This is a genomic window from Gillisia sp. CAL575 (assembly GCF_000403785.1).
Taxonomy (GTDB): domain Bacteria; phylum Bacteroidota; class Bacteroidia; order Flavobacteriales; family Flavobacteriaceae; genus Gillisia.
The window spans coordinates 242,660-266,648 of the sequence record NZ_APHJ01000054.1; the positions used below are offsets into that span (position 1 = coordinate 242,660).

Annotated in this window: 24 protein-coding genes; 8 read left to right on the forward strand and 16 right to left on the reverse strand. The window is 33.0% G+C overall.

What is annotated here, in order from left to right; translation table 11 throughout:
- Positions 1–99: 99 nt before the first annotated feature.
- The 9 genes from fabG to I130_RS15835 all read right to left on the reverse strand — a co-directional run bounded on the left by fabG (position 100) and on the right by I130_RS15835 (position 8,592).
- Complete coding sequence (gene fabG, locus I130_RS15795) at positions 100–846, reverse strand: 3-oxoacyl-[acyl-carrier-protein] reductase (RefSeq protein ID WP_034925503.1); 747 nt, start codon at positions 844–846, stop codon at positions 100–102.
- 279 nt (positions 847–1,125) lie between these two features.
- Positions 1,126–2,010: a succinate--CoA ligase subunit alpha gene (gene sucD / locus I130_RS15800; RefSeq protein WP_034925505.1), complete on the reverse strand. Its 885-nt coding sequence runs from the start codon at positions 2,008–2,010 to the stop codon at positions 1,126–1,128.
- A 59-nt stretch (positions 2,011–2,069) separates the two neighbouring features.
- Positions 2,070–2,483: a nuclear transport factor 2 family protein gene (locus I130_RS15805; RefSeq protein WP_034925508.1), complete on the reverse strand. Its 414-nt coding sequence runs from the start codon at positions 2,481–2,483 to the stop codon at positions 2,070–2,072.
- 7 nt (positions 2,484–2,490) lie between these two features.
- Positions 2,491–3,420 carry a UDP-3-O-(3-hydroxymyristoyl)glucosamine N-acyltransferase gene (locus tag I130_RS15810; protein WP_034925511.1) on the reverse strand — a complete coding sequence of 310 codons (930 nt, stop codon included), beginning with the start codon at positions 3,418–3,420 and terminating at the stop codon, positions 2,491–2,493.
- 130 nt (positions 3,421–3,550) lie between these two features.
- Positions 3,551–4,117, reverse strand: coding sequence for an elongation factor P (gene efp / locus I130_RS15815; protein WP_034925513.1), 567 nt, complete (start codon positions 4,115–4,117; stop codon positions 3,551–3,553).
- 11 nt (positions 4,118–4,128) lie between these two features.
- On the reverse strand, positions 4,129–4,914 hold the full coding sequence (lpxA, locus tag I130_RS15820; protein WP_034925516.1) for an acyl-ACP--UDP-N-acetylglucosamine O-acyltransferase: 786 nt from the start codon (positions 4,912–4,914) through the stop codon (positions 4,129–4,131).
- A 6-nt stretch (positions 4,915–4,920) separates the two neighbouring features.
- Positions 4,921–6,321, reverse strand: a complete 1,401-nt coding sequence (locus I130_RS15825) for a bifunctional UDP-3-O-[3-hydroxymyristoyl] N-acetylglucosamine deacetylase/3-hydroxyacyl-ACP dehydratase (RefSeq protein WP_034925518.1) — start codon at positions 6,319–6,321, stop codon at positions 4,921–4,923.
- A gap of 1 nt (position 6,322) precedes the next feature.
- On the reverse strand, positions 6,323–7,339 hold the full coding sequence (gene lpxD / locus I130_RS15830) for a UDP-3-O-(3-hydroxymyristoyl)glucosamine N-acyltransferase (RefSeq protein WP_034925521.1): 1,017 nt from the start codon (positions 7,337–7,339) through the stop codon (positions 6,323–6,325).
- A 23-nt stretch (positions 7,340–7,362) separates the two neighbouring features.
- Positions 7,363–8,592 carry an HD domain-containing protein gene (locus I130_RS15835; RefSeq protein ID WP_034925523.1) on the reverse strand — a complete coding sequence of 410 codons (1,230 nt, stop codon included), beginning with the start codon at positions 8,590–8,592 and terminating at the stop codon, positions 7,363–7,365.
- A gap of 122 nt (positions 8,593–8,714) precedes the next feature.
- On the opposite strand from I130_RS15835, the gene I130_RS15840 reads away from it, so the two are divergent.
- The 5 genes from I130_RS15840 to I130_RS15860 all read left to right on the forward strand — a co-directional run bounded on the left by I130_RS15840 (position 8,715) and on the right by I130_RS15860 (position 13,319).
- The gene (locus I130_RS15840) at positions 8,715–10,265 is read left to right on the forward strand and encodes a bifunctional response regulator/alkaline phosphatase family protein (protein ID WP_034925526.1); all 1,551 of its coding nucleotides are present in this window, start codon (positions 8,715–8,717) and stop codon (positions 10,263–10,265) included.
- Between the two features lie 43 nt (positions 10,266–10,308).
- Entirely contained in the window at positions 10,309–10,713 is a 405-nt protein-coding gene (tsaE, locus tag I130_RS15845) for a tRNA (adenosine(37)-N6)-threonylcarbamoyltransferase complex ATPase subunit type 1 TsaE (RefSeq protein WP_034925529.1), read from the forward strand.
- A gap of 361 nt (positions 10,714–11,074) precedes the next feature.
- A complete protein-coding gene (locus tag I130_RS15850) occupies positions 11,075–11,677 on the forward strand; it encodes a hypothetical protein (RefSeq protein WP_034925532.1) in 603 nt (200 codons plus the stop codon).
- Between the two features lie 64 nt (positions 11,678–11,741).
- Positions 11,742–12,941: an alanine dehydrogenase gene (locus tag I130_RS15855; protein ID WP_034925534.1), complete on the forward strand. Its 1,200-nt coding sequence runs from the start codon at positions 11,742–11,744 to the stop codon at positions 12,939–12,941.
- A gap of 3 nt (positions 12,942–12,944) precedes the next feature.
- Complete coding sequence (locus I130_RS15860; RefSeq protein ID WP_034925537.1) at positions 12,945–13,319, forward strand: hypothetical protein; 375 nt, start codon at positions 12,945–12,947, stop codon at positions 13,317–13,319.
- Positions 13,320–13,691: 372 nt separating this feature from the next.
- Here I130_RS15860 and bcp read toward each other — a convergent pair whose 3' ends face one another.
- The gene (gene bcp, locus I130_RS15865) at positions 13,692–14,141 is read right to left on the reverse strand and encodes a thioredoxin-dependent thiol peroxidase (protein WP_034925742.1); all 450 of its coding nucleotides are present in this window, start codon (positions 14,139–14,141) and stop codon (positions 13,692–13,694) included.
- A 31-nt stretch (positions 14,142–14,172) separates the two neighbouring features.
- On the opposite strand from bcp, the gene I130_RS15870 reads away from it, so the two are divergent.
- Positions 14,173–14,832 carry an endonuclease III domain-containing protein gene (locus I130_RS15870; RefSeq protein WP_034925540.1) on the forward strand — a complete coding sequence of 220 codons (660 nt, stop codon included), beginning with the start codon at positions 14,173–14,175 and terminating at the stop codon, positions 14,830–14,832.
- A 69-nt stretch (positions 14,833–14,901) separates the two neighbouring features.
- Here I130_RS15870 and I130_RS16745 read toward each other — a convergent pair whose 3' ends face one another.
- Positions 14,902–15,051: a hypothetical protein gene (locus I130_RS16745; RefSeq protein WP_198012067.1), complete on the reverse strand. Its 150-nt coding sequence runs from the start codon at positions 15,049–15,051 to the stop codon at positions 14,902–14,904.
- Positions 15,052–15,109: 58 nt separating this feature from the next.
- Complete coding sequence (locus I130_RS15875) at positions 15,110–15,694, reverse strand: RNA polymerase sigma factor (RefSeq protein ID WP_034925543.1); 585 nt, start codon at positions 15,692–15,694, stop codon at positions 15,110–15,112.
- Positions 15,695–15,935: 241 nt separating this feature from the next.
- Here I130_RS15875 and uvrA point away from each other — a divergent pair, with 241 nt between their 5' ends.
- Both uvrA and I130_RS15885 read left to right on the forward strand, forming a co-directional pair.
- Positions 15,936–18,722, forward strand: coding sequence for an excinuclease ABC subunit UvrA (uvrA, locus tag I130_RS15880; RefSeq protein ID WP_034925546.1), 2,787 nt, complete (start codon positions 15,936–15,938; stop codon positions 18,720–18,722).
- 178 nt (positions 18,723–18,900) lie between these two features.
- Complete coding sequence (locus I130_RS15885; protein ID WP_034925549.1) at positions 18,901–20,139, forward strand: hypothetical protein; 1,239 nt, start codon at positions 18,901–18,903, stop codon at positions 20,137–20,139.
- 473 nt (positions 20,140–20,612) lie between these two features.
- Here I130_RS15885 and I130_RS15890 read toward each other — a convergent pair whose 3' ends face one another.
- From I130_RS15890 to I130_RS15905, 4 genes are all read right to left on the reverse strand, one after another.
- Positions 20,613–20,918 (reverse strand): type II toxin-antitoxin system RelE/ParE family toxin, encoded by a 306-nt coding sequence (locus tag I130_RS15890; protein WP_034925552.1) that lies wholly within the window; start codon positions 20,916–20,918, stop codon positions 20,613–20,615.
- On the reverse strand, positions 20,915–21,157 hold the full coding sequence (locus I130_RS15895; RefSeq protein ID WP_034925555.1) for a type II toxin-antitoxin system ParD family antitoxin: 243 nt from the start codon (positions 21,155–21,157) through the stop codon (positions 20,915–20,917). Before I130_RS15895 ends, I130_RS15890 begins: the two co-directional genes overlap by 4 nt.
- Positions 21,158–21,242: 85 nt before the next feature.
- Positions 21,243–22,697: a lipopolysaccharide biosynthesis protein gene (locus tag I130_RS15900; RefSeq protein ID WP_034925564.1), complete on the reverse strand. Its 1,455-nt coding sequence runs from the start codon at positions 22,695–22,697 to the stop codon at positions 21,243–21,245.
- A gap of 9 nt (positions 22,698–22,706) precedes the next feature.
- Entirely contained in the window at positions 22,707–23,987 is a 1,281-nt protein-coding gene (locus tag I130_RS15905) for a glycosyltransferase family 4 protein (RefSeq protein WP_034925567.1), read from the reverse strand.
- Positions 23,988–23,989: the final 2 nt, after the last annotated feature.

Here is a 23,989-nt window from a genome sequence, read left to right on the forward strand (position 1 = left end):
TTCTAAAAATTGAATTCAGCAAATAAGTAATTTCATTTACCGTTAAAAATTAATTCCCCCATACGAACCGGGAAAAATAAGTTTCAATTCTAAATATTTCTAAGTGAGCATTCCACCATTTACGTGAATTACTTGTCCGGTAATATAACTACTTAAATCACTTGCAAGAAAAACACAAGCATTAGCAATATCTTCTGGGGTTCCACCTCTTTTTAAAGGAATAGATTCTCTCCAGCCTTCCACAGTTTTCTCATCCAGTTTTTCGGTCATTTCGGTTTCTATAAAACCTGGTGCGATCACATTGGTTCTAATGTTCCTTGAACCTAACTCTAAGGCCATAGATTTAGAGAAACCAATGATACCAGCCTTAGAAGCTGCATAATTAGATTGTCCCGCATTTCCTTTAACTCCAACCACAGAACTCATATTTATAATGCTACCCGAACGTTGCTTTAACATAGTTCGTTGTACCGCCTTGGTCATATTAAATACAGACTTCAAATTCACATCTATTACTGCGTCAAAGTCTTCTTCGGTCATCCTCATAAGTAGATTATCCTTGGTTATTCCTGCATTATTAATTACGATATCTATTGCTCCAAATTCTTCAGCCACATTCTTAATTAGCTCTTGAGCTTCTTCATAATTTGCAGCATTAGATTTATAGCCTTTAGCTTTTACACCGAGGCTGCTTAATTCCTTTTCCAGCTCATTGGCCGCGTTTACAGAGGAAGCATAGGTGAAAGCTATATTTGCTCCATGCTTAGCAAATACTTCAGCAATTCCTTTCCCAATACCTCTACTACCACCTGTAATGATGGCGTTTTTACCTTCTAATAACTTCATATAAAAAAATTTAATTCCGTTTTGTGAATTTATAACTTCAGGAGTTCTCCTCCATTTTAAAATCGATTTTACCTAATCAAGATGAATTTTGAATGAAAAATATTATATCCTGCAAAAGATAATGTGTGAAATCATTATCTCAAGCTTTATCTAGATTCATCTAATTATCAGATTCAAATATAGCAAAACCAAAAAGCAATAAAATAATAAAACCTCTTGAAATTACTCATTTACTGAGGAATTAAGAGGTTTTATTAAAATATATTGAAATGTAGTTAACTATGCATTCACAGAGTTAAGAACTTCTGCAACTTTTTTACCAATTTCTGCAGGTGAATCTACTACATGAATTCCGTTTTCACGAAGAATTGCTTTTTTAGCCTGTGCAGTATCTTCACTTCCACCTACAATTGCTCCTGCATGTCCCATTGTACGACCTGCTGGTGCAGTTTCTCCTGCAATAAATCCAATAACTGGTTTTCTATTACCATTAGCCTTGATCCATTGAGCAGCATCTGCTTCCAATTGACCTCCAATTTCACCAATCATAACGATACACTCAGTTTCATCATCATTCATCAACAATTCTACTGCTTCTTTAGTAGTTGTTCCAATAATTGGATCTCCACCAATACCAATTGCAGTAGAGATTCCTAAACCTTGTTTTACAACCTGATCTGCAGCTTCATAAGTAAGCGTTCCAGATTTAGATACAATTCCTATTTTTCCTTTTTTGAAAACAAAACCTGGCATAATTCCAACTTTCGCTTCACCTGGAGTAATTACCCCTGGACAGTTAGGTCCAACAAGTCTACAAGATCTATTTTTAATATAATTACTTACTTTGATCATATCAGAAACCGGAATACCTTCAGTAATTGTAATAATTACTTCAATTCCAGCATCTGCAGCTTCCATTATTGCATCTGCAGCAAAAGCAGGTGGTACAAAAATTATGGAAACATTTGCTCCGGTTTCTTCTACTGCCTGAGAAACAGTGTTAAAAACTGGTTTATTTAAATGAGATTGTCCACCTTTTCCTGGAGTTACTCCTCCAACAACATTGGTCCCATATTCTATCATTTGTTCAGCATGAAACGTACCTTCGCTCCCTGTGAAACCTTGAACTAATATCTTTGAATCTTTATTGACTAAAACGCTCATAATTGTTATAATTTTTGCTTTGCAAAAGTAAGTGTTTAAATAGAAACCTTAAAACCTTTTTATAAGTTTATTGCCATAAAAGACCTTAGATTATCTGGAGAATCGTCTGCAGGTTGGCTCATTTGATATCCTTTATACATTTTTCCATCCTTTATTTCCCAAATAGCAACCATATGTGTCAATGGAATTTCTTCATCTGGATTCTCTATGGTTTTTGTATAAAAAGTGATTCTAATAGTAACCGATTTATTATCTTGTAATAAATGACTTATTTCGGGTCTAATATATTCAAAAGACTTAGCCATTTCTGTACAGATCTCCTCTAGATCTTTGACATCCATTTTATTAAAACCTGCACTGCTGTTCCAGAATAACTCTGCATCAGGGTGAAAATGTTTAGATACTTGTGAAGGATCTTTATAAAATTCTGAAGTATAAAAGGATTCTACAAGTGCTTTTTCGCTTGAAGCCATATTATTTCTATTTTAATTTATCTATAATTCCGGGCAGCATTTTTACTGCCGCCATTTGTCTTAATTTTGTTCTAAATTCTTGAGCTGGAGAACCCCAATAACTTGTATTTTCTTCAGTAGTTTTAGAAACTCCAGACTGAGCCATTAATACGGTTCCTTTTTTAATCCTTATATCACTTCTAATTCCAACTTGTCCCCAAATAGTAACTTCATCTTCAATAATTACACAACCTGCAATTCCCGCTTGTGAAGCTATAAGACATTTTTTACCAATAATAGTATCGTGACCAATTTGAACCTGATTATCTAACTTAGTACCAGCACCAATAAATGTATCTCCAGAAACACCTTTGTCTATGGTACACAAGGCTCCGATTTCCACATCATGATCTATCACCACTCTCCCACCAGAAAGAAGTTTATCATAACCGCTTGGTCTGTTTTTAAAATAGAAAGCATCTGCTCCCAAAACAGTGCCTGCGTGTACAATTACATTATTACCTATTATGGCATTATCGTAAATACATACATTAGAATGGATCACGCAATTATCTCCAATTTTAACATTATTACCAATGAAAGCATTTGGTTGAATGATCGTATTTTGACCTATTTGAGCTGAATCTGCAATTTTAGATGAAGCTTTTTCAAAAGGTTTAAAATATTCAGTTAGTTTATTAAAATCTCTAAAAGGATCATCGGAAATAAGAAGCGCTTTTCCTTGAGGGCAGTCCACTTCTTTATTTATGAGAATAATGGTAGCAGCAGAATTTAAAGCTTTTTCGTAATATTTAGGGTGATCTACAAAAACAATATCACCATCTGTAACTACATGGATCTCATTCATTCCAAAAACCGGAAAATCGGACTCACCAACATAAGTTGATGCAATGATTGTAGCTATTTGCTGAAGCGTATGTTGCTGAGGAAATTTCATATTTTAATCAAACAATTAAGTTATTTTAAAGTAGACCAAACTTAAGTGATATTCATTAAAAAACAAAAGTTAGGAACATTAATTATAAATGCTCCTAACTTTAATAAGTTATAATGATAATTTAATAAAATTATTCTTTTACACGCTCCTTGTAAGTTCCTTTTTCTGTCTCGATTTTTATCTTGTCTCCTTCATTTATAAAAAGAGGAACATTTACCTCTGCCCCGGTTTCTACAGTAGCAGGTTTAGTTGCATTTGTTGCCGTATTCCCTTTTACTCCAGGTTCTGTATGGGTAACCTCAAGAATCACACTTGCCGGCATATCTACAGTAAGAGGCATATTATCTTCAGTATTTATTAATACCGTAACAACTTCACCTTCCTTAAGAAGTTTTGGCATGTCTAAAGCATTTTCCAATAAACGAATCTGGGTATAATCTTCAACATTCATGAAGTGAAAAAATTCTCCATCATGGTATAAGAACTGAAATTTATGAGTTTCTACTCTTACGTCTTCAATTTTATGTCCTGCGGAAAAAGTATTATCTAAAACTTTTCCAGAGGTAACACTTTTTAATTTAGTTCTAACAAATGCAGGTCCTTTTCCTGGTTTAACGTGTAAAAACTCTATTACCTTATAGATGTCATGATTATAACGGATACATAATCCATTTCTAATATCACTTGTACTTGCCATTCTTATATAATTTAATTTGAACTAAAATATCCTTTCATAATTCCACGTTGAGAGTTCTTGATAAATTCCAAGATCTCATCTCGTTCTGCTGTTGCTTGCATTTCTGCTTCAATTATAGCTACTGCCTGAGAATTATTATAATTTTTTTGATATAATATCCTATAGATATCTTGAATCTCTCTAATTTTTTCAACGTTAAAACCTCGGCGTCTTAGGCCTATAGAATTTATACCAACATAAGAAAGAGGTTCGCGCCCAGCCTTTACAAATGGCGGTACATCTTTTCTTACCATAGATCCACCTGTTACAAAAGCATGATTTCCAATACTACAAAACTGTTGGATAGCAGCCATTCCTGCTAATATAACATAGTCTCCTACATTAATATGTCCTGCCAAGGTACTATTGTTAGAAAAAATACAGTTATCTCCCACTATACAGTCATGCGCAATATGGCAATAAGCCATTATCCAACAATTCTTGCCAATTACGGTCTTCATCCTATCTGTAGTCCCTCGATTAATAGTCACACATTCCCTAATGGTGGTATTATCACCTATCTCTGTTGTAGTTTCCTCGTCATTAAATTTCTTATCCTGAGGTACTGCAGAAATTACTGCTCCGGGAAAAATACTGCAATTCTTTCCAATTCTGGCACCTTCCATAATGGTTACATTAGAACCTATCCAAGTTCCTTCCCCTATAACAACATTGTTATGAATAGTAGTAAAAGGCTCTATAACAACATTTTTCGCAATTTTTGCTCCAGGATGTACGTAAGCTAAAGGCTGATTCATAATGACTTATTTATTTTTTACAATTTGAGCCATCAAAATAGCCTCTGTTACTAATTTCCCATTTACATAGGCATATCCTTGCATCTGGCAAATTCCTCTTCTAATTGGAGCTAATAATTCTAATTTAAAAATCAAAGTATCTCCCGGAACCACTTGCTGTTTGAATTTTACATTATCTATTTTCATGAAAAATGTAAGGTAATTCTCTGGATCTGGTACAGATTTCAAAGCAAGAATCCCACCAGTTTGTGCCATTGCCTCCACTTGTAATACACCTGGCATTACCGGTTTCCCAGGAAAATGACCAACGAAAAAAGGCTCATTCATCGTAACATTCTTCATCCCAATAACACATGTTGGTGTAAGAGAATAAATTTTATCTACCAATAAAAATGGAGCACGGTGAGGCAAAATATTCATGATGTCATTAACATCCATCAATGGCGGTTTCTCAAAATCTATTTTAGGAACATTATTTCTGCGCTCCGTTTTAATGATCTTAGCTAGCTTTTTAGCAAATTGAGTGTTTACTTCATGTCCCGGTTTTGTAGCAATTACCTTCCCTCTAATACGAGTACCTATTAAAGCTAGATCACCAAGTACATCTAGTAATTTATGCCTAGCTGCTTCATTTGGATAATGTAAGGTAAGGTTGTCTAGAATTCCATTTGGTTTTACTGAAATGTTATCTTTTTTAAAAGCAGTTCTCAGTTTAGCCATTGTTTCCGGACTAAGTTCTTTGTCTACATAAACAATTGCATTATTTAGATCTCCACCTTTTATAAGGCCATGTTCTAATAATGTTTCAATTTCATGTAAAAAACTGAAAGTACGAGCATCAGCTATTTCAGATTTAAAATCGGATAACTTATTTAGCGAAGCATTTTGAGTCCCTAATACTTTAGTTCCAAAATCAACCATCGTAGTAACTTGATAAGTCTCGGAAGGCATTATGATCAATTCACTACCAGTTTCTTCGTCTTTAAAACAAATAACTTCACTAACTATAAATTCTTCTCTTTCTGCATCTTGGGTAACTATTCCCGCCTTTTCTAATGCTTCTACAAAAAATTTGGAAGAGCCATCCATAATAGGAGGTTCAGAGGCATTAAGCTCTATTATAAGATTGTCAATTTCTAAGCCTACACAAGCTGCAAGAACATGTTCTGAGGTTTGGATAGTTACACCATCTTTTTCAAGATTGGTACCACGCTGTGTATTTACAACATAAGTAACATCTGCCTCAATAGTAGGTTGGTTTTCCAAGTCCATTCTCTTAAAAACATACCCTGTATTTTCAGCTGCCGGTTTAAAAGTAATTGTTACTTCTTTACCTGTATGAAGTCCAACCCCTTTTAAAGAGATCTCATTCTTTATAGTTTGCTGTTTTGAAAGGATTTCACCCATTCTATATTTTTTTTTCTAATTTATTTAATCTATTAACTATTTTCGGAAGGTTCTTAAAGTGTACATAAGACTTATTAAAATCTCCATATCCAAATGCGGGCGAACCTTGAATTACTTCATTGTCTGCTATATTTCTTCCAATTCCAGACTGCGCCTGAATTTTAACTCTATCTCCAATTGTCAAATGTCCCGCTAAACCGACTTGTCCACCAATCAAACAATTCTTGCCAATTTTTGTGGATCCAGCAATTCCGGTTTGTGCTGCAATTGCAGTATTATTCCCAATTTCTACATTATGAGCAATTTGGATTTGATTATCCAGTTTTACACCACTTCTTATAATTGTAGAACCTAAGGTAGCTCTATCTATTGTTGTGCCCGCTCCAATGTCTACATTATCTTCTATAATAACATTTCCTATTTGAGGCACTTTTTGATACTCTCCATTTTCTCCCGGGCTAAACCCAAAACCATCTGCACCCACTACTACTCCAGCATGAAGCACACAAAATTTCCCAATTATCGTTTCAGAATAAATCTTAACTCCCGGGAATATAACTGTGTTATCTCCTATTGTAACATTATCTCCTATATATGTATTAGGAAAGATCTTTACATCATCTCCAATTTTTACATTTTCACCAACATATGAAAATGCCCCTAAATAAATATTCTCCCCATAAGTAGAGGATTCTGCCATAAAATTTGGTTGTTCTATTCCTGTTTTATTCAATTTCACTTGATTGTAATATTCCAGTAAAGTAGAAAATGCTTTATATGGATCTTTAACCCTAATTAAGGTTGTATTAATTTCTTGATCTATACTAAACTCATCACTAACTATTGCTATAGAAGCATTAGTAGAATAAATATAAGAAGTATACTTAGGGTTACTTAAAAAAGTAAGAGAACCTTTTGTGCCTTCTTCAATTTTCGCCAACCTATCAACTTCTGTTTCGGGATTCCCATCAACAGTACCATTTAATAATTCAGCTATTTGTAATGCAGTAAATTTCATTCTGGCAAAAGTAAAAAAAATTGTTAACGTATAGACTTTGGATAACAGATATAATATTTAGTCACTTCTGTAGAAAGTGCAACCAGATTTAATTGATCTGAAGCTTTGGCTACATCACTTATTTTTCCATTTCTGTGTAATATCTGAATCTTATCATTTTCACTGGAATAAGCAACATTGGAAATCTCACCACTAAAAACAAAATAATTCGCTTCTTCTTCTGTTATAGAATATTTCTTCTGAAGCGCTTGTGCATGCTTTTTAAGTTTTTCTGGGTTGATCTTTTTCTTTTTCAACTTTACTTTCAATAAGTCTCGATTGAGTAACATTTTACAAAGATTACTCAGTACAAAGTCGTCATATTCCATCCATTCTTTCATGGCTGAAACAATATCATAATCATCCAACTTTGCAAATGTTCCTAAAGTATCTGAATCAAACTTATCTAAAGTTACCTTATTATGTAAGAAATAAGATAATGCTGGGCTGCTAGATAGGTTTTCTCCACGCTCTATTAACTCTTTAGCTCTCATTAATACTCTTATGAGTAATTGTTCCGCAGCAACGCCAGTCTTATGTAGATAAACCTGCCAATACATCAACCTTCTTGCAACTAGGAATTTTTCTACAGAATAAATTCCTTTTTCCTCAATAACTAAATGATCATCCACCACATTCAGCATAGTGATAATTCGCTCACTATTTATATTACCCTCAGGCACTCCAGTATAAAAACTATCGCGCTTTAAGTAATCCAATCTATCCATATCTAATTGACTAGATACTAACTGATTCATAAATTTTCTGGAATAACTACCCTTAAAAATGTCAATTGCTAAAGTTAAACTTTGGTTAAATACAACATTCATTTCTTCCATAAATAGGAGAGAAATACATTCATGTGATACCCCTTCTACAATGCTATGCTCCATGGCATGAGAAAAAGGTCCATGCCCAATATCATGTAATAAAATAGCTATTTGTAATCCCTCTTCCTCTTCTGCATTTATCTTAATACCTTTAAAACGAAGAATTTCTATTGCTTGTTGCATTAGATGTAAACCACCTAATGCGTGATGAAACCTTGTATGATGGGCACCAGGATAAACCAAATAAGACATTCCCATTTGTGAAATACGGCGCAATCTTTGAAAGTAAGGATGTGCAATAATCTTAAAGATACGTTCCGATGGAATAGTAATAAAACCGTAAATTGGATCGTTAAATATTTTGAGTTTTGTTCTTTTGGTCAAGCTTAAAATTCTTTAGAATTATAACAAAGATACATATATGATGTCCAAAATGGACATATGAACACTAATAGCAAGAAAACGGCAGATTTATTGTGTTGTTTTAGCTAATAAATTTAATATAAATGAATAAAATAAAAATACTTTGGGCAGACGATGAAATCGACATGCTTAAACCACATATTATCTTTTTAGAATCTAAAAATTACGAGGTGACTACTTGTAGAAGTGGTACCGAAGCGATTGAGCAAATCGATATTCAGAATTTTGACATTGTATTCTTGGATGAAAATATGCCAGGATTAACAGGATTGGAAACTTTATCTGAAATAAAGGAAAAGAGAGCCGATTTACCAGTTGTGATGATCACAAAAAGTGAAGAAGAATATATTATGGAAGAAGCTATTGGATCTAAAATAGCCGACTACCTTATAAAACCCGTTAATCCCAATCAAATTTTATTGAGTTTGAAGAAGAATCTGGATCACTCCAGATTGATTACAGAAAAAACTACTTCTAATTATCAGCAAGAATTTCGTAAGATATCTATGGATATGAATGACGTAAATTCTTTTGAAGGATGGGCAGAATTGTATCAGCGACTTATCTACTGGGAATTGGAATTAGAAACTATAGAAGATAGTGGAATGTTCGAAATTTTGGAGTCTCAAAAGCTAGAAGCCAATAATCAGTTTTGCAAGTTTGTAGATAAGAACTATCCAGATTGGTTTGAGAAAAATGCGGATGCACCAATTATGTCTCATACCTTGTTCAAAGAAAAAATAGTCCCAGAGATTAATAAAAGTCAGCCCACTCTTTTAATAGTGGTTGATAATATGAGGTATGATCAGTGGAAATCTTTTGAACCAACTATTAACAACTATTATAAAAAGGAACAAGAATCCCCGTTTTATAGCATACTCCCTACTGCAACCCAGTATGCTCGAAATGCAATATTTAGTGGATTAATGCCAAGCGATATGGAAAAGTTGTTTCCAAATTACTGGCTTAATGATACTGAAGATGGAGGGAAAAATATGTTTGAAGCAGAATTTTTAGATTCCCAATTAAAAAGATTAGGATTAGACATTAAATCTGAATACCATAAGATCACAAGTCTTAAAGCAGGTAAAAAGTTGGTAGAGAATTTCAAGACGCAAAAAGATAATGACCTAACCGTAGTGGTTTATAATTTTGTGGATATGCTTTCTCATTCCAAAACAGAGATGGAAGTAATAAAGGAATTGGCATCAAATGATAAATCTTATAGATCCTTAACACAAAGTTGGTTCAAGAACTCACCTTTACTTGAAATTATTCAACAGGCGCAACAGCTAGGATTTAAATTGATATTAACGACAGATCATGGAACTATTAATGTAAAGACACCCTCTAAAGTAATAGGAGATAAAAACACTAGTTTAAATCTTAGATATAAGACAGGTAAAAGCCTCACTTATGATAATAAAGATGTTTTAGCTGCAAAAGATCCCAAGAAAATTCATTTACCAACAATCAATATGAGTAGTTCTTTCATATTTGCAAAAGGAGATTCCTTTTTTGCCTATCCAAATAATTACAATTATTATGTAAATTATTTCCGGAATACGTATCAACATGGAGGGGTTTCTATGGAGGAGATGATCATCCCGTTCGTGGTCTTATTGCCTAGGTAATAATAAATTACATATCTTTACAGAGCCTTAAATCTAATTTTGAATGACGTTAACCTACGAGCTATCAGAAATTGATGGAATTGCTGCGCAAATACTTTCCGAAGTTAAAAGCAAAACGCTTTTATTTTATGGGGATATGGGAGCAGGGAAAACCACTCTTATTAAAGCGCTTGTAAAAGCACTTGGAGCGCCAGATTTGGCGTCTAGCCCCACTTTCTCACTAGTTAATGAATATCAAACAGATCAAGGCAAAATTTTTCATTTCGATTTTTATCGAATTGAAGACGAAATGGAGGCTTTAGACATGGGTATTGAAGATTATTTGAATTTAGATACCTGGAAATTTATTGAATGGCCACAAAAAATAGAGAAATTATTAGATGAAGATGTTCAGAAATTGGAGATTTCTATCAAAGATAATGAGTTCAGAATGTTAAAGTTTTGTTAATGATTCCAATAAAACGTCTATACCATCGGGAAACAGTGGTGTAAGAAAAATAACACAAAATGAGCCCATTTGAAAGGTGGGATTTTAAATTTTTCGTAATTCAACGAAAGATGGTGATTTTTAGCTTATTTTTGACAAGTAAAATAGTCGAAAATACAGGCTATTTTTGCCTCGAAAAAAGGTGCAAAGGTACAATTAAGGCGTTTAATATTAGCATATTATAATGTTATAGGTTTGTTTCAGAAATCAATACGAAACATAACTTTAAAACCTATACTTATGAAAATCAAAGCTATCTTATTCGCAGCCGCCATTTTTGGTGCAACTTTTTTTGTAACTTCATCTACAGAAAACGATAATAATGACTCAATACAAAAAACCGCAGTTGATAAAAGGCTCATCAGGGTTCCTTCTGCTGGGTAGTATAATAGCACTATCAATAGCATTTTCACCTTATATATTTTATTTATATGAAATTTTCCCAAACGGTCCAGTTTGGGAAAATTCTTTTTTTACATATGAAAGTAAATATTACGAAGATGTACTTACTGCTGCATGGACTTATCTCGGTAAAATTACGCCATTATTTTTATTGTTTATTTGGTTCTTTACATGCAAACATTGGTGGTATCATTCAATATTAGTACCAATAGTAATGTATTTATATCAATTAGTTATTATTGTATATGATGATGTATACTTAGATAGTCAATTTTTCATGGATACAGATGGTTTAATCTATTTAGCGCCTTTTTTTATTGGAATATTAGTAATCGTTTATTTAGTTAGAATTCAAATTTTCGATCGTATTTATGGCATTGATCTTAGTGAGTTAAATGAAACGGATGTTTCTGTTTTCTCAAAAGCCATGTCTACGAGTGAGCAGAATGAAATAGATACTATGCGCCACCAAGGTTTTAATTTTAGACCAGAACCTACAGAAGATTATTACCGTAAACTTTAATTAAATAAGACTTCTTTATTTGCCCAAAAATGTTGTAATTTGAATCTTTTGTACAACTATAGGCATGATAGACAAACCATCTCCATTTACCAAAGAACAATTAATTCCGCAGGAAGAAACTCTGGAAATTTATAAGCATAAAGGAGAGCTATTTATTGGCATTCCAAAAGAAACTTCCTATCAAGAAAAAAGGGTTTGTTTAACTCCAGATGCTGTAGCTGCAATTACCGCTCACGGTCATAGAGTGATTATAGAATCTAATGCAGGAAAATGGGCAAGATTTAGTGACAAAGACTATTCAGATGCTGGTGCAGAGGTAACAAAAGATACAAAAAAGGTATTCTCCTGCCCTACTATACTTAAAGTAGAGCCACCTTCCAGTGAAGAACTGGGAATGATTAATCCGCAAACTACCATAATTTCAGCATTGCAATTAAAAACTCAATGTAAAGAATATTTTCAAAAATTAGCAACCAAACGTATTACGGCACTCGGTTTCGAATTTATTAAAGATGAAGATGGGTCCTATCCCGCAGTTAGAGCTTTGAGTGAGATAGCTGGAACTGCTTCAGTTTTAATAGCTTCAGAAATAATGAGTAATTATGCTGAAGGGAACGGATTAATGTTTGGAAACATTAGTGGTGTTCCGCCAGTAGAAGTTGTTATTTTAGGAGCTGGAACCGTAGGAGAATTTGCCGCTCGTTCTGCGGTTGGTTTAGGAGCGAATGTAAAAGTATTTGATAGTAGCCTTACACGCTTGCGCAGTATACAGACAAATATCGGCAGGACTCTTTATACATCTACAATTCAGCCTAAAAATTTATCTAAAGCATTAAGGAGATGTGATGTTCTTATTGGTGCAGTTAGAGGAAAGAATCGCTCTCCTATTTTAATTTCTGATCAAATGGTACAGAGCATGAAAAATGGTTCTATCATTATAGATGTTAGTATAGATATGGGTGGTTGTGTAGAAACTAGTGAGATTACAACCCACGACAAGCCTATCTTTAAAAAACACGGAGTTATACATTACTGTGTTCCTAACATTCCTTCCAGATATGCTAGAACAGCTTCAGTTTCAATAAGTAATATTTTCACTCCATACCTTTTGCATATTGCCGAACAGGGCGGACTCGAAAATACTTTGAGATATGACAAGGGTTTGCGAAATGGATTGTACTTTTACCATGGAATTTTAACCAATAAATCTATTGCAGACTGGTTTGATCTTTCTTACCGGGATATCAATTTACTTATATTTTAATTTATGAATTTTATTCAAAGACTAGGTTTTTTCTCTGTGGGTTTAATCATGGGAATAGGGATACTTATGTTCTTTCTAGGAGGAAAAAAAGCTTCTTGTGACTACTCTCCAAATGCCAGAACCCTTAAAAATATTAGAAATAAGGAGCGTGTTTTTTCTGAAAATGCTCTTGTATATTTCTCTGATAACAACCTGGATACATCTGCAGTTACAATCATACTTAAAAGCGGGAATGTAGATTTTGGTAAAAGTGATACTAAGAGAGAGCGATGCAAAATCTACTTTATTTCTGAAGAGCTAGAATCTGGTGAATTTGAAATTGAGATAGAAAATTGTAAGGATAAGGCAATTATAAAATCTGTTAATAAGATTCAATAATTCAATTATCGTAAATGAGGTTTCTACTATTGAAGAATCTTAATGAAGCCAAATCTAATTTCATTTTAAAACTTAAGAAATCCTCTATATGATGACATTCTAAGCTTGCCGAAGGGTTTAAAGAAAACTAAACGGTAATCATTAACTGTAAACATCGACAAGCCCAGTTTAAAAAAGGCAAAAAATGTCATTCTGGCTTATCGAAGAGTTCATGAAATTCGAATCTTCTTGTTTAGAAATCCCTCCTCTCGTCGGGATGATATAACATATATTGTCATTTCGAGAGAAGTCGAGAAATCTCAATGGACGTTGAATCCTGAATATGCACAAAAAACTCACTCTCACGCTCAGAAAGTCAAAATGTAACTTCCTTTACAATATCTGCGCCGAGTGATCTTTGGTTTTTACCTTAGTAATAATATCTTCAATAAGACCATTTTCATCTATCACAAAAGTAGTTCTATGAATTCCATCATATTCTTTCCCCATGAACTTTTTTGGTCCCCAAACTCCATAAGCTTCTATAAGTTCCTTGTCTTCATCTGCTAATAATGGAAATGGCAATTCATATTTATTTTTAAAATTAGATTGTCTTTTTTCTGTATCGGCACTTACGCCTAAGATTTGATATCCCTTTTCCTGAAACTGCTCCCAATTATCTCTCAAATTACATACTTCTGCAGTACACCCTGGAGTACTTGCTTTGGGATAGAAAAACAAAACAACTTTTTTTCCTTGGAAATCTGTCAGATTAACAATATTCCCATCTTGATCTTTTACCGAAAATTGTGGAGCAGTATCTCCTACCTTTAATTTTATCATTATTCTTATTTTAGCCATAAATTTAAGCATTATGAATAAGCAGGAAAAGGTAAAATTCGTTATAGATACATTAAATGAAATTTATACTGAAGTTCCTATCCCTTTAGATCATAAAGATCCTTACACTTTATTGATCGCCGTGCTTATGTCTGCACAATCTACAGATGTAAAAGTGAATCAAATAACCCCATTATTATTTGAAAGAGCAGATAATCCTTATGCAATGATAAAACTATCTGTAGAAGAAATTCGTGAGATCATAAAACCTGTTGGACTATCTCCTATGAAAGCCAAAGGCATTTACGGACTTTCACATATTTTAATAGATAAGTATAATGGCGAAGTTCCTGCTAGTTTTGAAGCTTTAGAATCTTTACCCGCAGTTGGTCATAAAACGGCAAGTGTGGTAATGTCACAGGCATTCGGAATACCCGCTTTTCCCGTAGACACTCATATTCACAGGTTAATGTACAGATGGAATTTAACCAATGGAAAAAACGTGGTTCAAACAGAAAAAGATGCTAAAAGACTGTTCCCTAGAGAACTTTGGAACAAATTACATCTTCAAATTATATTTTATGGAAGGCAATATTCCCCTGCAAGGGCATGGAATTTAGAAAAGGATATTATCACGAAGACTATTGGAAGAAAACAAGTTCTTGCGGAATATTACAAGAAAAGAGGAATCTAAAATTTTGAGATTTTAAATTCCTTATCCACTAAAAAAATAAAAAAGACCCGCATAAAACGGGTCATTATATTAATTTAAAATAGTCTCGAAACTCAATTGCTTATACTTAGTAATTCGCAGAGCTTTAGAATAATCTAAAAGAAACTGAAGTGTTTCTTTTTTAGGGTTCAATGTGTTCAATTTTTCTCCTTTCGAAGGTTTAGTGTAAAGGTGCTTCATTTGGTCAACTTTTAGTTAGTTTAAATGAAGAACGTATTTAAAGTACTCTTATTATAAATTAATTTGTTAAAATTAAGTTATGTTTCTCAATTAATTTTCGCAAATTGATTAAAGCATATCGCATTCTTCCCAAGGCAGTATTAATACTTACCCCCGTACTTTCCGAGATCTCCTTAAAACTCATGTCTTTATAGATACGCATAGTTAAAACTTCCAACTGATCCTCCGGAAGCTCCTTGATTAATTCTTGAACATCTAATTCAATTTGGTCTTTAATAATTTGCCTTTCAATATTAAGATCGCCATCACTCAAAACAGAAAAAATATTGAAGTCACCATGATTCTCGAACTTGGGCATTCTTTTATTTCTTCTAAAATGATCTATAACCAGGTTATGCGCAATTCGCATTACCCAAGGTAAAAATTTACCTTCTTCATTATACTTTCCTTTTTTGAGGGTATTGATGACTTTTATAAACGTATCCTGAAAAACATCATTAGAGATATCTTTATCAAATACCTTGGAATAGATGAAACTATATATACGTTGTTGGTGTCTATTTATTAAAGTAGAAAGTGCATTTTCATTCCCTTGAATATACTCTTGCACAAGCGCAGCATCAGTTGCCTTAATGTAATTCATAATAGTTACTTTATTTTCGGGTATATAAGAATACCGTCAGGTTAGATTTTTTAACTTAAAAAGTAACTTTATGCAATAGGCAATAGATTTTTAGAATGTTCGTTGATGCTCCAAATATAGCAACATATATTTTACATAAGCAAACTTAAACCTGATTTTTTAACAAATCATATAGATTTTGTTTGCTTTTTACACTGATTCTTATTGAGTACCTTTGCATTTATTTCGATAAGACAAATCCATGGCAGTAGATATTTCAAAGGTTAACCCCAAAGAAAACATAATAATCAAAGGAGCAAAACTTCATAATTTAAAGAATATTGATGTTATAATTCCTAGAAATAAATTAGTGGTGATCACTGGACTTTCTGGTTCGGGAAAATCAAGTTTGGCTTTTGATACTCTTTATGCTGAAGGGCAACGCCGATATGTAGAAAGTTTATCCTCTTATGCGAGACAGTTTCTTGGAAGACTAAATAAACCGAAAGTAGATTATATAAAAGGAATCGCTCCAGCTATTGCTATAGAGCAAAAAGTAAACTCTACCAACCCTCGTTCTACTGTGGGTACTTCTACAGAGATCTATGATTATTTAAAATTATTATTTGCCCGTATAGGAAGAACCTATTCTCCTGTTTCTGGAGATGAAGTTAAAAAAGACACAGTAACAGATGTTATAAATTATGTGAAGTCCTTTCCTGAGGGAGAAAAGATGCTATTGCTCTCCCCTATTCATTTAGAAAATGGAAGAATTCTAAAGGAGAAACTAAATGTCCTCTTTCAACAAGGCTATAGTCGAATTAAAGTTAAGGAAGAGGTGGTACGAATAGATGAAACCGCCTTAGATGAATTAAATTCTGAAGATGTTTCCTTGGTGGTAGATAGAATAGTAACAAAGGATGATGAAGATTTTCTAAATAGGTTAGCCGATGCAACCCAGGCGGCATTTTTTGAAGGAAAGGGAGAAATTTATCTTCAAAGTCTATCGGATAAAAAACTTCGTCATTTCAGCAATAAATTTGAATTGGATGGAATCTTGTTTTTAGAACCTAATGTTCACCTTTTTAGTTTTAATAATCCGTACGGCGCGTGTCCTAAATGTGAAGGTTATGGAGATGTAATTGGTATAGATGAAGACCTCGTTATTCCTAACACAGGTTTATCTGTATATGAAAATGCAATATTTCCTTGGAGAGGTGAAAGTATGAGTTGGTACAGAGATCAATTGGTAAACAATTCACACAAATTTGATTTTCCAATACATAAACCATATTTTGAACTTACACAAGATCAAAAAGATCTAATTTGGAATGGAAATTCTCATTTTGAAGGACTAAATACTTTCTTCGCTTTTTTAGAATCTAAAGCTTATAAAATTCAGAATAGAGTAATGCTTTCCAGATATAGAGGAAAAACCAAATGTACAGTTTGCAAAGGGAAAAGACTTAGACTGGAAGTGAATTATGTGAAAGTTGGTGGAGCTACAATTACAGATCTTGTTGAGAAACCTATAGATAAAGTCCGGGAATTCTTTAGTGCGCTTCAACTTAATGAATATGACACTCAGATTGCCAAGCGACTATTAATTGAAATTAATAATCGTCTGCTATTCCTTTCCAATGTTGGATTGGATTATCTAACATTGAATAGAAAATCTAATAGTTTATCTGGAGGAGAATCTCAACGAATAAATTTAGCGACTTCTTTAGGAAGTAGTTTAGTAGGATCTATGTACATTTTAGATGAGCCATCAATAGGCTTACATCCAAGAGATACTAAGAAATTGATTGAAGTACTCAAAAATCTAAGAGATCTTGGGAATACAGTAATTGTTGTAGAGCATGATGAGGATATTATGCGGGAAGCAGATGAAATTATAGATATAGGACCAGAAGCTGGAACACATGGTGGAGAAGTAGTTGCAACAGGCTCTTTTGAAGATATTTTAAAGGCTAACTCCTTAACTTCTCAATATTTAAATGATACTATGCGAATTGAAGTTCCTAAGAAAAGAAGAACATCTAAGCAATTCGTGAAAATTATTGGAGCCAGAGAAAATAATCTTAAAAATATTGATGTAAAATTTCCATTAGGAGTTTTTACTGCGGTTACTGGCGTCTCAGGAAGTGGTAAAAGTACTTTGGTGAAGAGGATACTATATCCTGCATTGCAGAAAAGCATAGGTGGCTATGGAGAAAAAGCTGGACAGTTCACAAATCTTGAAGGAGAATATAAAAATACTAAATCTATAGAATTTGTAGATCAAAATCCAATAGGTAGATCTTCCAGATCCAATCCTGTTACTTATATTAAGGCTTACGATGATATTAGGAATCTTTTTGCAAATCAGAAATTATCTGTTATTCGCGGATTTAAAGCGAAGCATTTTTCTTTTAATGTAGATGGAGGAAGATGCGAAACTTGTAAAGGAGAAGGTGAAGTTACCATAGAAATGCAATTTATGGCTGATGTTCATTTGGAATGTGAAACCTGCAAAGGAAAAAGATTTAAAAAGGAAGTTTTAGAAGTTCAGTTTGCAGATAAGAATATAGATGACGTTCTCAAAATGACAATTAATGAGGCAATCGATTTTTTTACTGATAGTGATATTCCAAAAATCACCAAGAAACTTCAGCCCTTACAAGATGTTGGATTAGGATATGTACAACTGGGCCAAAGTAGTTCTACTCTATCTGGTGGGGAAGCACAGCGAATTAAATTAGCTTCATTTTTAGTAAAAGGAACCACTAAAGATAAAGCGCTTTTCATCTTTGATGAACCTACTACTGGATTACATTTTCATGATATACAAAAATTATTGAAATCCTTTAATGCTCTAATAGAAAAAGGTCATTCTGTAATTGTTGTAGAACACAATATGGATCTGGTGAAATGCGCAGATCACATTATAGATCTTGGATTAGATGGAGGGGAAAATGGAGGATATCTAATTGCTGAAGGAACACCTGAAGAAGTTTCCAAAAACAAGAATTCTTATACAGCTCCTTTTCTTAAAGAGAAATTATAAAATTTTACACCTTTAAATTATATGGTTAAATCCATTATTAACTACATTTAATAAACCGACAATTTCAGGTTAATTAATAAAACGGGGCGCGGCATCCGGATTTTGGCACGCAGTTTGTATTAAGTTGAGACAGTGACACCCAACTAAAATTAATCTGTATTAACCTAAAATCACCCCTATGAAAAATATAGCAGTTTTATTTACTTTGCTCTTCGTTGGATGGTCGGCTTCAGCCAGTTCTACTGATAATTCTAGTACTTATCCATTCAATAATTATGGAGAGTCTTTCATCTTTGTTGAAGGCGGTGTTGAGTTCGCTATTTATCCAAATGGAGAGTTTGACTTCTACTACGATGCGCAATATTCAAGAAATTCAGCATATATCTCTGCTCCAAACGGAAATGTAAGTTATAACTCTGGTTATAATTATGATCCTTATGTACAATATGATGATTATGGCGCTGTGATCCAAATTGAAAATGTACCTGTTTATTATGACTTTTATGGAAGAATCATCCAAGCGGGTAATATTTTTATTGATTATAATAGACATGGAAATATTTCTAGATTAGGTGGTTTACGTATCCAATATAATAGCTTTCAAAGACCTGTACATTATTCAGGTTATATAAATGCATATAATTCAAGATACGTTTATCAGCCTTGGCATAAATACTATACGCGTCCTCACAATTCTTATAGGGTTGTTTATTATGAGCCTTATAGAGCTTACTATGAACCAATAAGGGTTAATTATGTGCAGTACAATACTTATTATAACAGTAACACATATCATCCTAAAAAGAAGAATGATTACTATAGACCAGGTCATAGTAATGTAGCTTACAATAATGGAAGAAGGACCTCAGAAATTAGAAGTATTTCTTCATCTGGGAGATCTTCAGCAAGTGAGGGTAGAAATAATAATACTCTTTCTGCAAGAAGTAATAGAGATGTGAGTAGAAATGTATTGATGGAAAGAAGTTCTAATCCAAGAGATATTTCCAGAAAAGAAATTTCTAATAATGAAAGACATGAGGCTGCTGTAAGGTCTAACAGAAATTCTACTGGTGTAGCTACAGAAACTACAAGATCTAGCAGCGTTGGAAGAATTATTTCTAGAGACAGTAGAAGTACAAGTGCTAGATCCAATAATGATACAAGTAGTCAGCAGGAAACTAGAACCGTGAGTAGAATTCCTCAAAATAATGGAAATAACGCTTCCACAGCAAGAACTAGTTCTCCCACAAGAACAGTTACAGTTCAAAGAGGTCGTGCAACAAATAGTTCTTCAAGAACTGCGACTTCAACTCAGACACAAAATAACAACAGAAACGAAAGCGTTAAAGAAGTTAAAAATACAGAAAATTCAAGATCAGGAAGATCATCTTCTTCCCGAGATGATTCTAGAATTTAGATATAAAAAGTAAGTTTTTGGTTGGTTAGTTAGAAAATCTCCATAGATATTGAAAAATGTCATGGGGATTTTCGTTTTAGTCCTCATAGTAATTATTCTTAAATTAATCCCTAATTGAAATTTTAATTCGCATTGTGATAGGTAATATGCTAGCTCCATATTTGATATTTGTCATCTCGTTAATGGGTGGAAATCTCACTTCTACCTCAATTCTGCTTTCTTGAAATTTTAGGCTTCATTCAGAATGATTTTTTATAAGGAGATAGGGAGACAGCTATTCTTGTGATATACCAGATTTATTCCTTACGGTCTTAATTAAGGCAAGTAGCGTGGAGTAGGAACACGTTCTTGTCGGCTTTATTGTTTTTTACTAGGTGTCTAAAATAGCACTTTTCATCAGATTGCCCGCTATTTTCGCTTAACCGATGTTGTGTTTTAGTTTTTCTCCACCAAATTTATAAGGAAGCACCAAATCATTTTTTCAATCGGCTTTTAACATCCATTCTTTGATGTAGAATTCTAATTACTTCCATTAATCCATTATCATTTTTTTTATAAAAAATCAGATGTGATTTAATTTTAGTTACTTGATATCCTATTCGAATATGGTCAATAGATTTTCCAGTCAAATAATTGTCAGAAGTAAAAATAATCTCATCAATTATCAAATTATAATATCTGTCGGCTTGCTCAACAGACCATTTTTTTAATGTAAACAACCAGATATTTTCTAAATCCTCAATAGCTTTTTTACTTATGAGATAATTGTTCTTACTCATAAGTTTTTACGATGTAATTCTTTTAAGTGTTCAGATGAATTGAAATTGTCAATAGAACCAGAATTTTCTCCGACTTCAAGAGCTTTGATCAGTTCTTGTTCTTTAATTTCTTCTCTTTCTAAAAGTCTAAGAGCAGAGCGAATTACTTCACTTACCGAGTTATATTTTCCTGAATTAATTTCATTATTTATAAAATTCTCAAAATGATTACTTAAAGATATAGACGTGTTTTTTCCCATTTTTCAGCTTGATTTATTCAAAAGTACCAAAAATTGGTAACTAATGCAAATTGAAAAATTTAACACAACATCTGTTAAACCGCAATTATATCTTGATATACTTTCTTAATAATTGATTAATATCTTCAGAAAAACTAAACCTAAGCGCCACGAATCCGTAAATGGCTGTTACAATCGTAGATTTTAGAATGATGTTTAAAATTGGGTGAAATGGAAATTCCCAAAAGTAGAAAGTGGCTGTTAAGGTTGCTGTGAAAAATAATATATAAACTGTTTGTAGCGTAAATGGCTGCATCTTAAACTTATTGAGGACGATCAATAATTTTGAAACATTGTATACAGCAAATGCCAGAAAGCTTGCAATTGCAGCTCCAAGAATTCCATAAGCAGGAATTAGAAGTAAATTAAAAACAAACGCCACTATAGATAGGACTACCCCAAAGACCAGTACTAATCTATAGTAATCTGAATTAAATAGAATACTATTATTATTACCCAGCATATTATCAAACAATTTAACTATTGCCAGAAGCAAAATTATAAATGTGCTTATTTGGTATTCTTTAGGAATTAGAAGATAAAGTTGATTGATATTAACCAGTATTAGAACAAAAATTATTGCACTTACTACCAACAGGGTTAATGAACTTCGCTTATAAAGATCTTCTAAGGATTTCTTATCGTTGCTATTCAGCAAACTTGCTGTAAGCGGATGGATTATTTGATGCATCGCTTTTTGAGGCACAGAAATTACGGTAGCAATATATACTGCAATCCCATAGATAGCTACATTCTCTATTGGTAGATAATGCTCGATCATCACTTTATCCAGATCTAATAAAATGGTTGCTACAGATCCTGCAATAAGAATTAGAGCTGAGTATTTTAAAACTGTATTATGATTGTTGGGAAGTGAGAAATTAAAATTGGGCTTGTACAATGAAAAAGCATACAATTGCATAGCGATGGCTCTAAACACAAAGACCAGAACCATGGCATAAATAAAATATTCCACATTAATCACAGAGAAGTAAACCAAGAACAATAAAATAGTAATACAAAGCCTGTGAAAAACTTCTTTCATAAAATTACCAAATACGCTTTGATAGTTAATTTTAGACCACGCGAAGAAAACTTCAAAATAGGCGGTAGCAAAAGCTATGATAAAAATAAGCCAGATATAAGGCTGTACCAGTTCATTCCCCGTTTCAAAGTAAGCCAACAACCATTTATAACTTAAAACCCCTACAAGACCCAATAGAACAGAAACTCCAAGAGGTAAAACCAATATAAGGTTTAACAATTTATCTTTTTCATCTTTTGTTTTATAGGAGGTGTAAAATTTCACAAGGGTGTTATGAACTCCAAATGCCATAAATGGCCAAACGAGATTTGCTGCAGATAATAAAAAACTAACAAGTCCGTAATATTCCTTTTCCAGAAAGTAGGTAAACAAAAAAAGCGTGTTTATTGCACCAATCCCAAACCCAAAGTAGGTGGTGATCATGTTTTTAAAAGACTGCTTTATTATGACTCCCATTAGTTAAATCTACTCTGTTAAAAGTTTAGCCAATTCTCCAGTAAGATTCTTTCGGCTATATTTTTCAATATTTACAGAGCTTACATTTAATTGCTCAGTTTTATATAATTTATACATACTCAAAATATGCTCTTTTAAACTGGTTTCTTCCTGATATCCGAAATAAATTCCTGCATTGGTATGCATCAAAATATTGGTCACATCCCAATCTTCTGGACCAATGGCTAGAATCGGGCGTTTTGCAGCTATATATTCAAACAATTTTCCTGGGATAATTCCTTTGGTTTCAATACTATCGATTTCTACTAAGAGTAATATCTGAGAAGTTTGCTGAATTTTATTCGCCTCGCTATGAGAAACATATCCTGGTAATTCTAAATAAGCCTCTAGATTGTGTTCTTTAATTGACTTTAATACATCATTACTTATTGTTCCGACAAGATTTAAAACAAGATTTTCTTTAAAATCTTTGCTTTCTGAAGTCAGCTCTTTCAAAACTTTCCAAAGATTATTAGGATTTCTTCCCGAAAGTAAAGAGCCAATATGTGCTATGCTGAATTTTTTATTTAATTCTGAAGAATTGCCTTCAATAGAATCATAACCATTTGTAATAACTGTGATAGGTTTCAAGGTTTTAGATTGAAATTCTTTCTGTGTGGTAAAACTTGTAGTTATAATATGATCTGCGGAAGTTAAAACTTCTGATTCTAAAGCGATATGTTTAGCTTCGGCTAAAGCAGATAATTTCAGTTTTTTATGATATCCTATTTCTGTCCAAGGATCCCGAAAGTCTGCAATCCATTTTATTTCAAGCTTTTTCTTTAAACCAAGACCAATAAGATGTAAACTATGAGGTGGGCCTGTAGTTATAATTATGTCAATTTTATTTTCTGATAGATATTCAGAAAGAAAATTAACCGAAGGTTTAATCCAGAATTTCCGAGCATCTGGAATAAAGAAATTTCCACGGATATATAAAAATAGTTTTTGAAGGAAATTTTGACTTTTTGCTTCTTTAATAATTCCACTACTTATCGATGAAGTTTCTTTTTTAGAAAATATCTTAGCCAGAAAATAAGGTTCAAATATACGCTTTTGTACAATAGTTACTCCTTTCGGAATCTCTGCTAAAAGGCTTTCATCTATAATTGGATAATCTGGATTTTGCGGAATATATACTATAGGTTCTATATCAAAATCTCGCAAATATTTTACAAATTTTAACCAGCGCTGCACTCCAGGACCTCCTGCAGGTGGCCAATAATAAGTTATGATTAAAACTTTTTTCATAA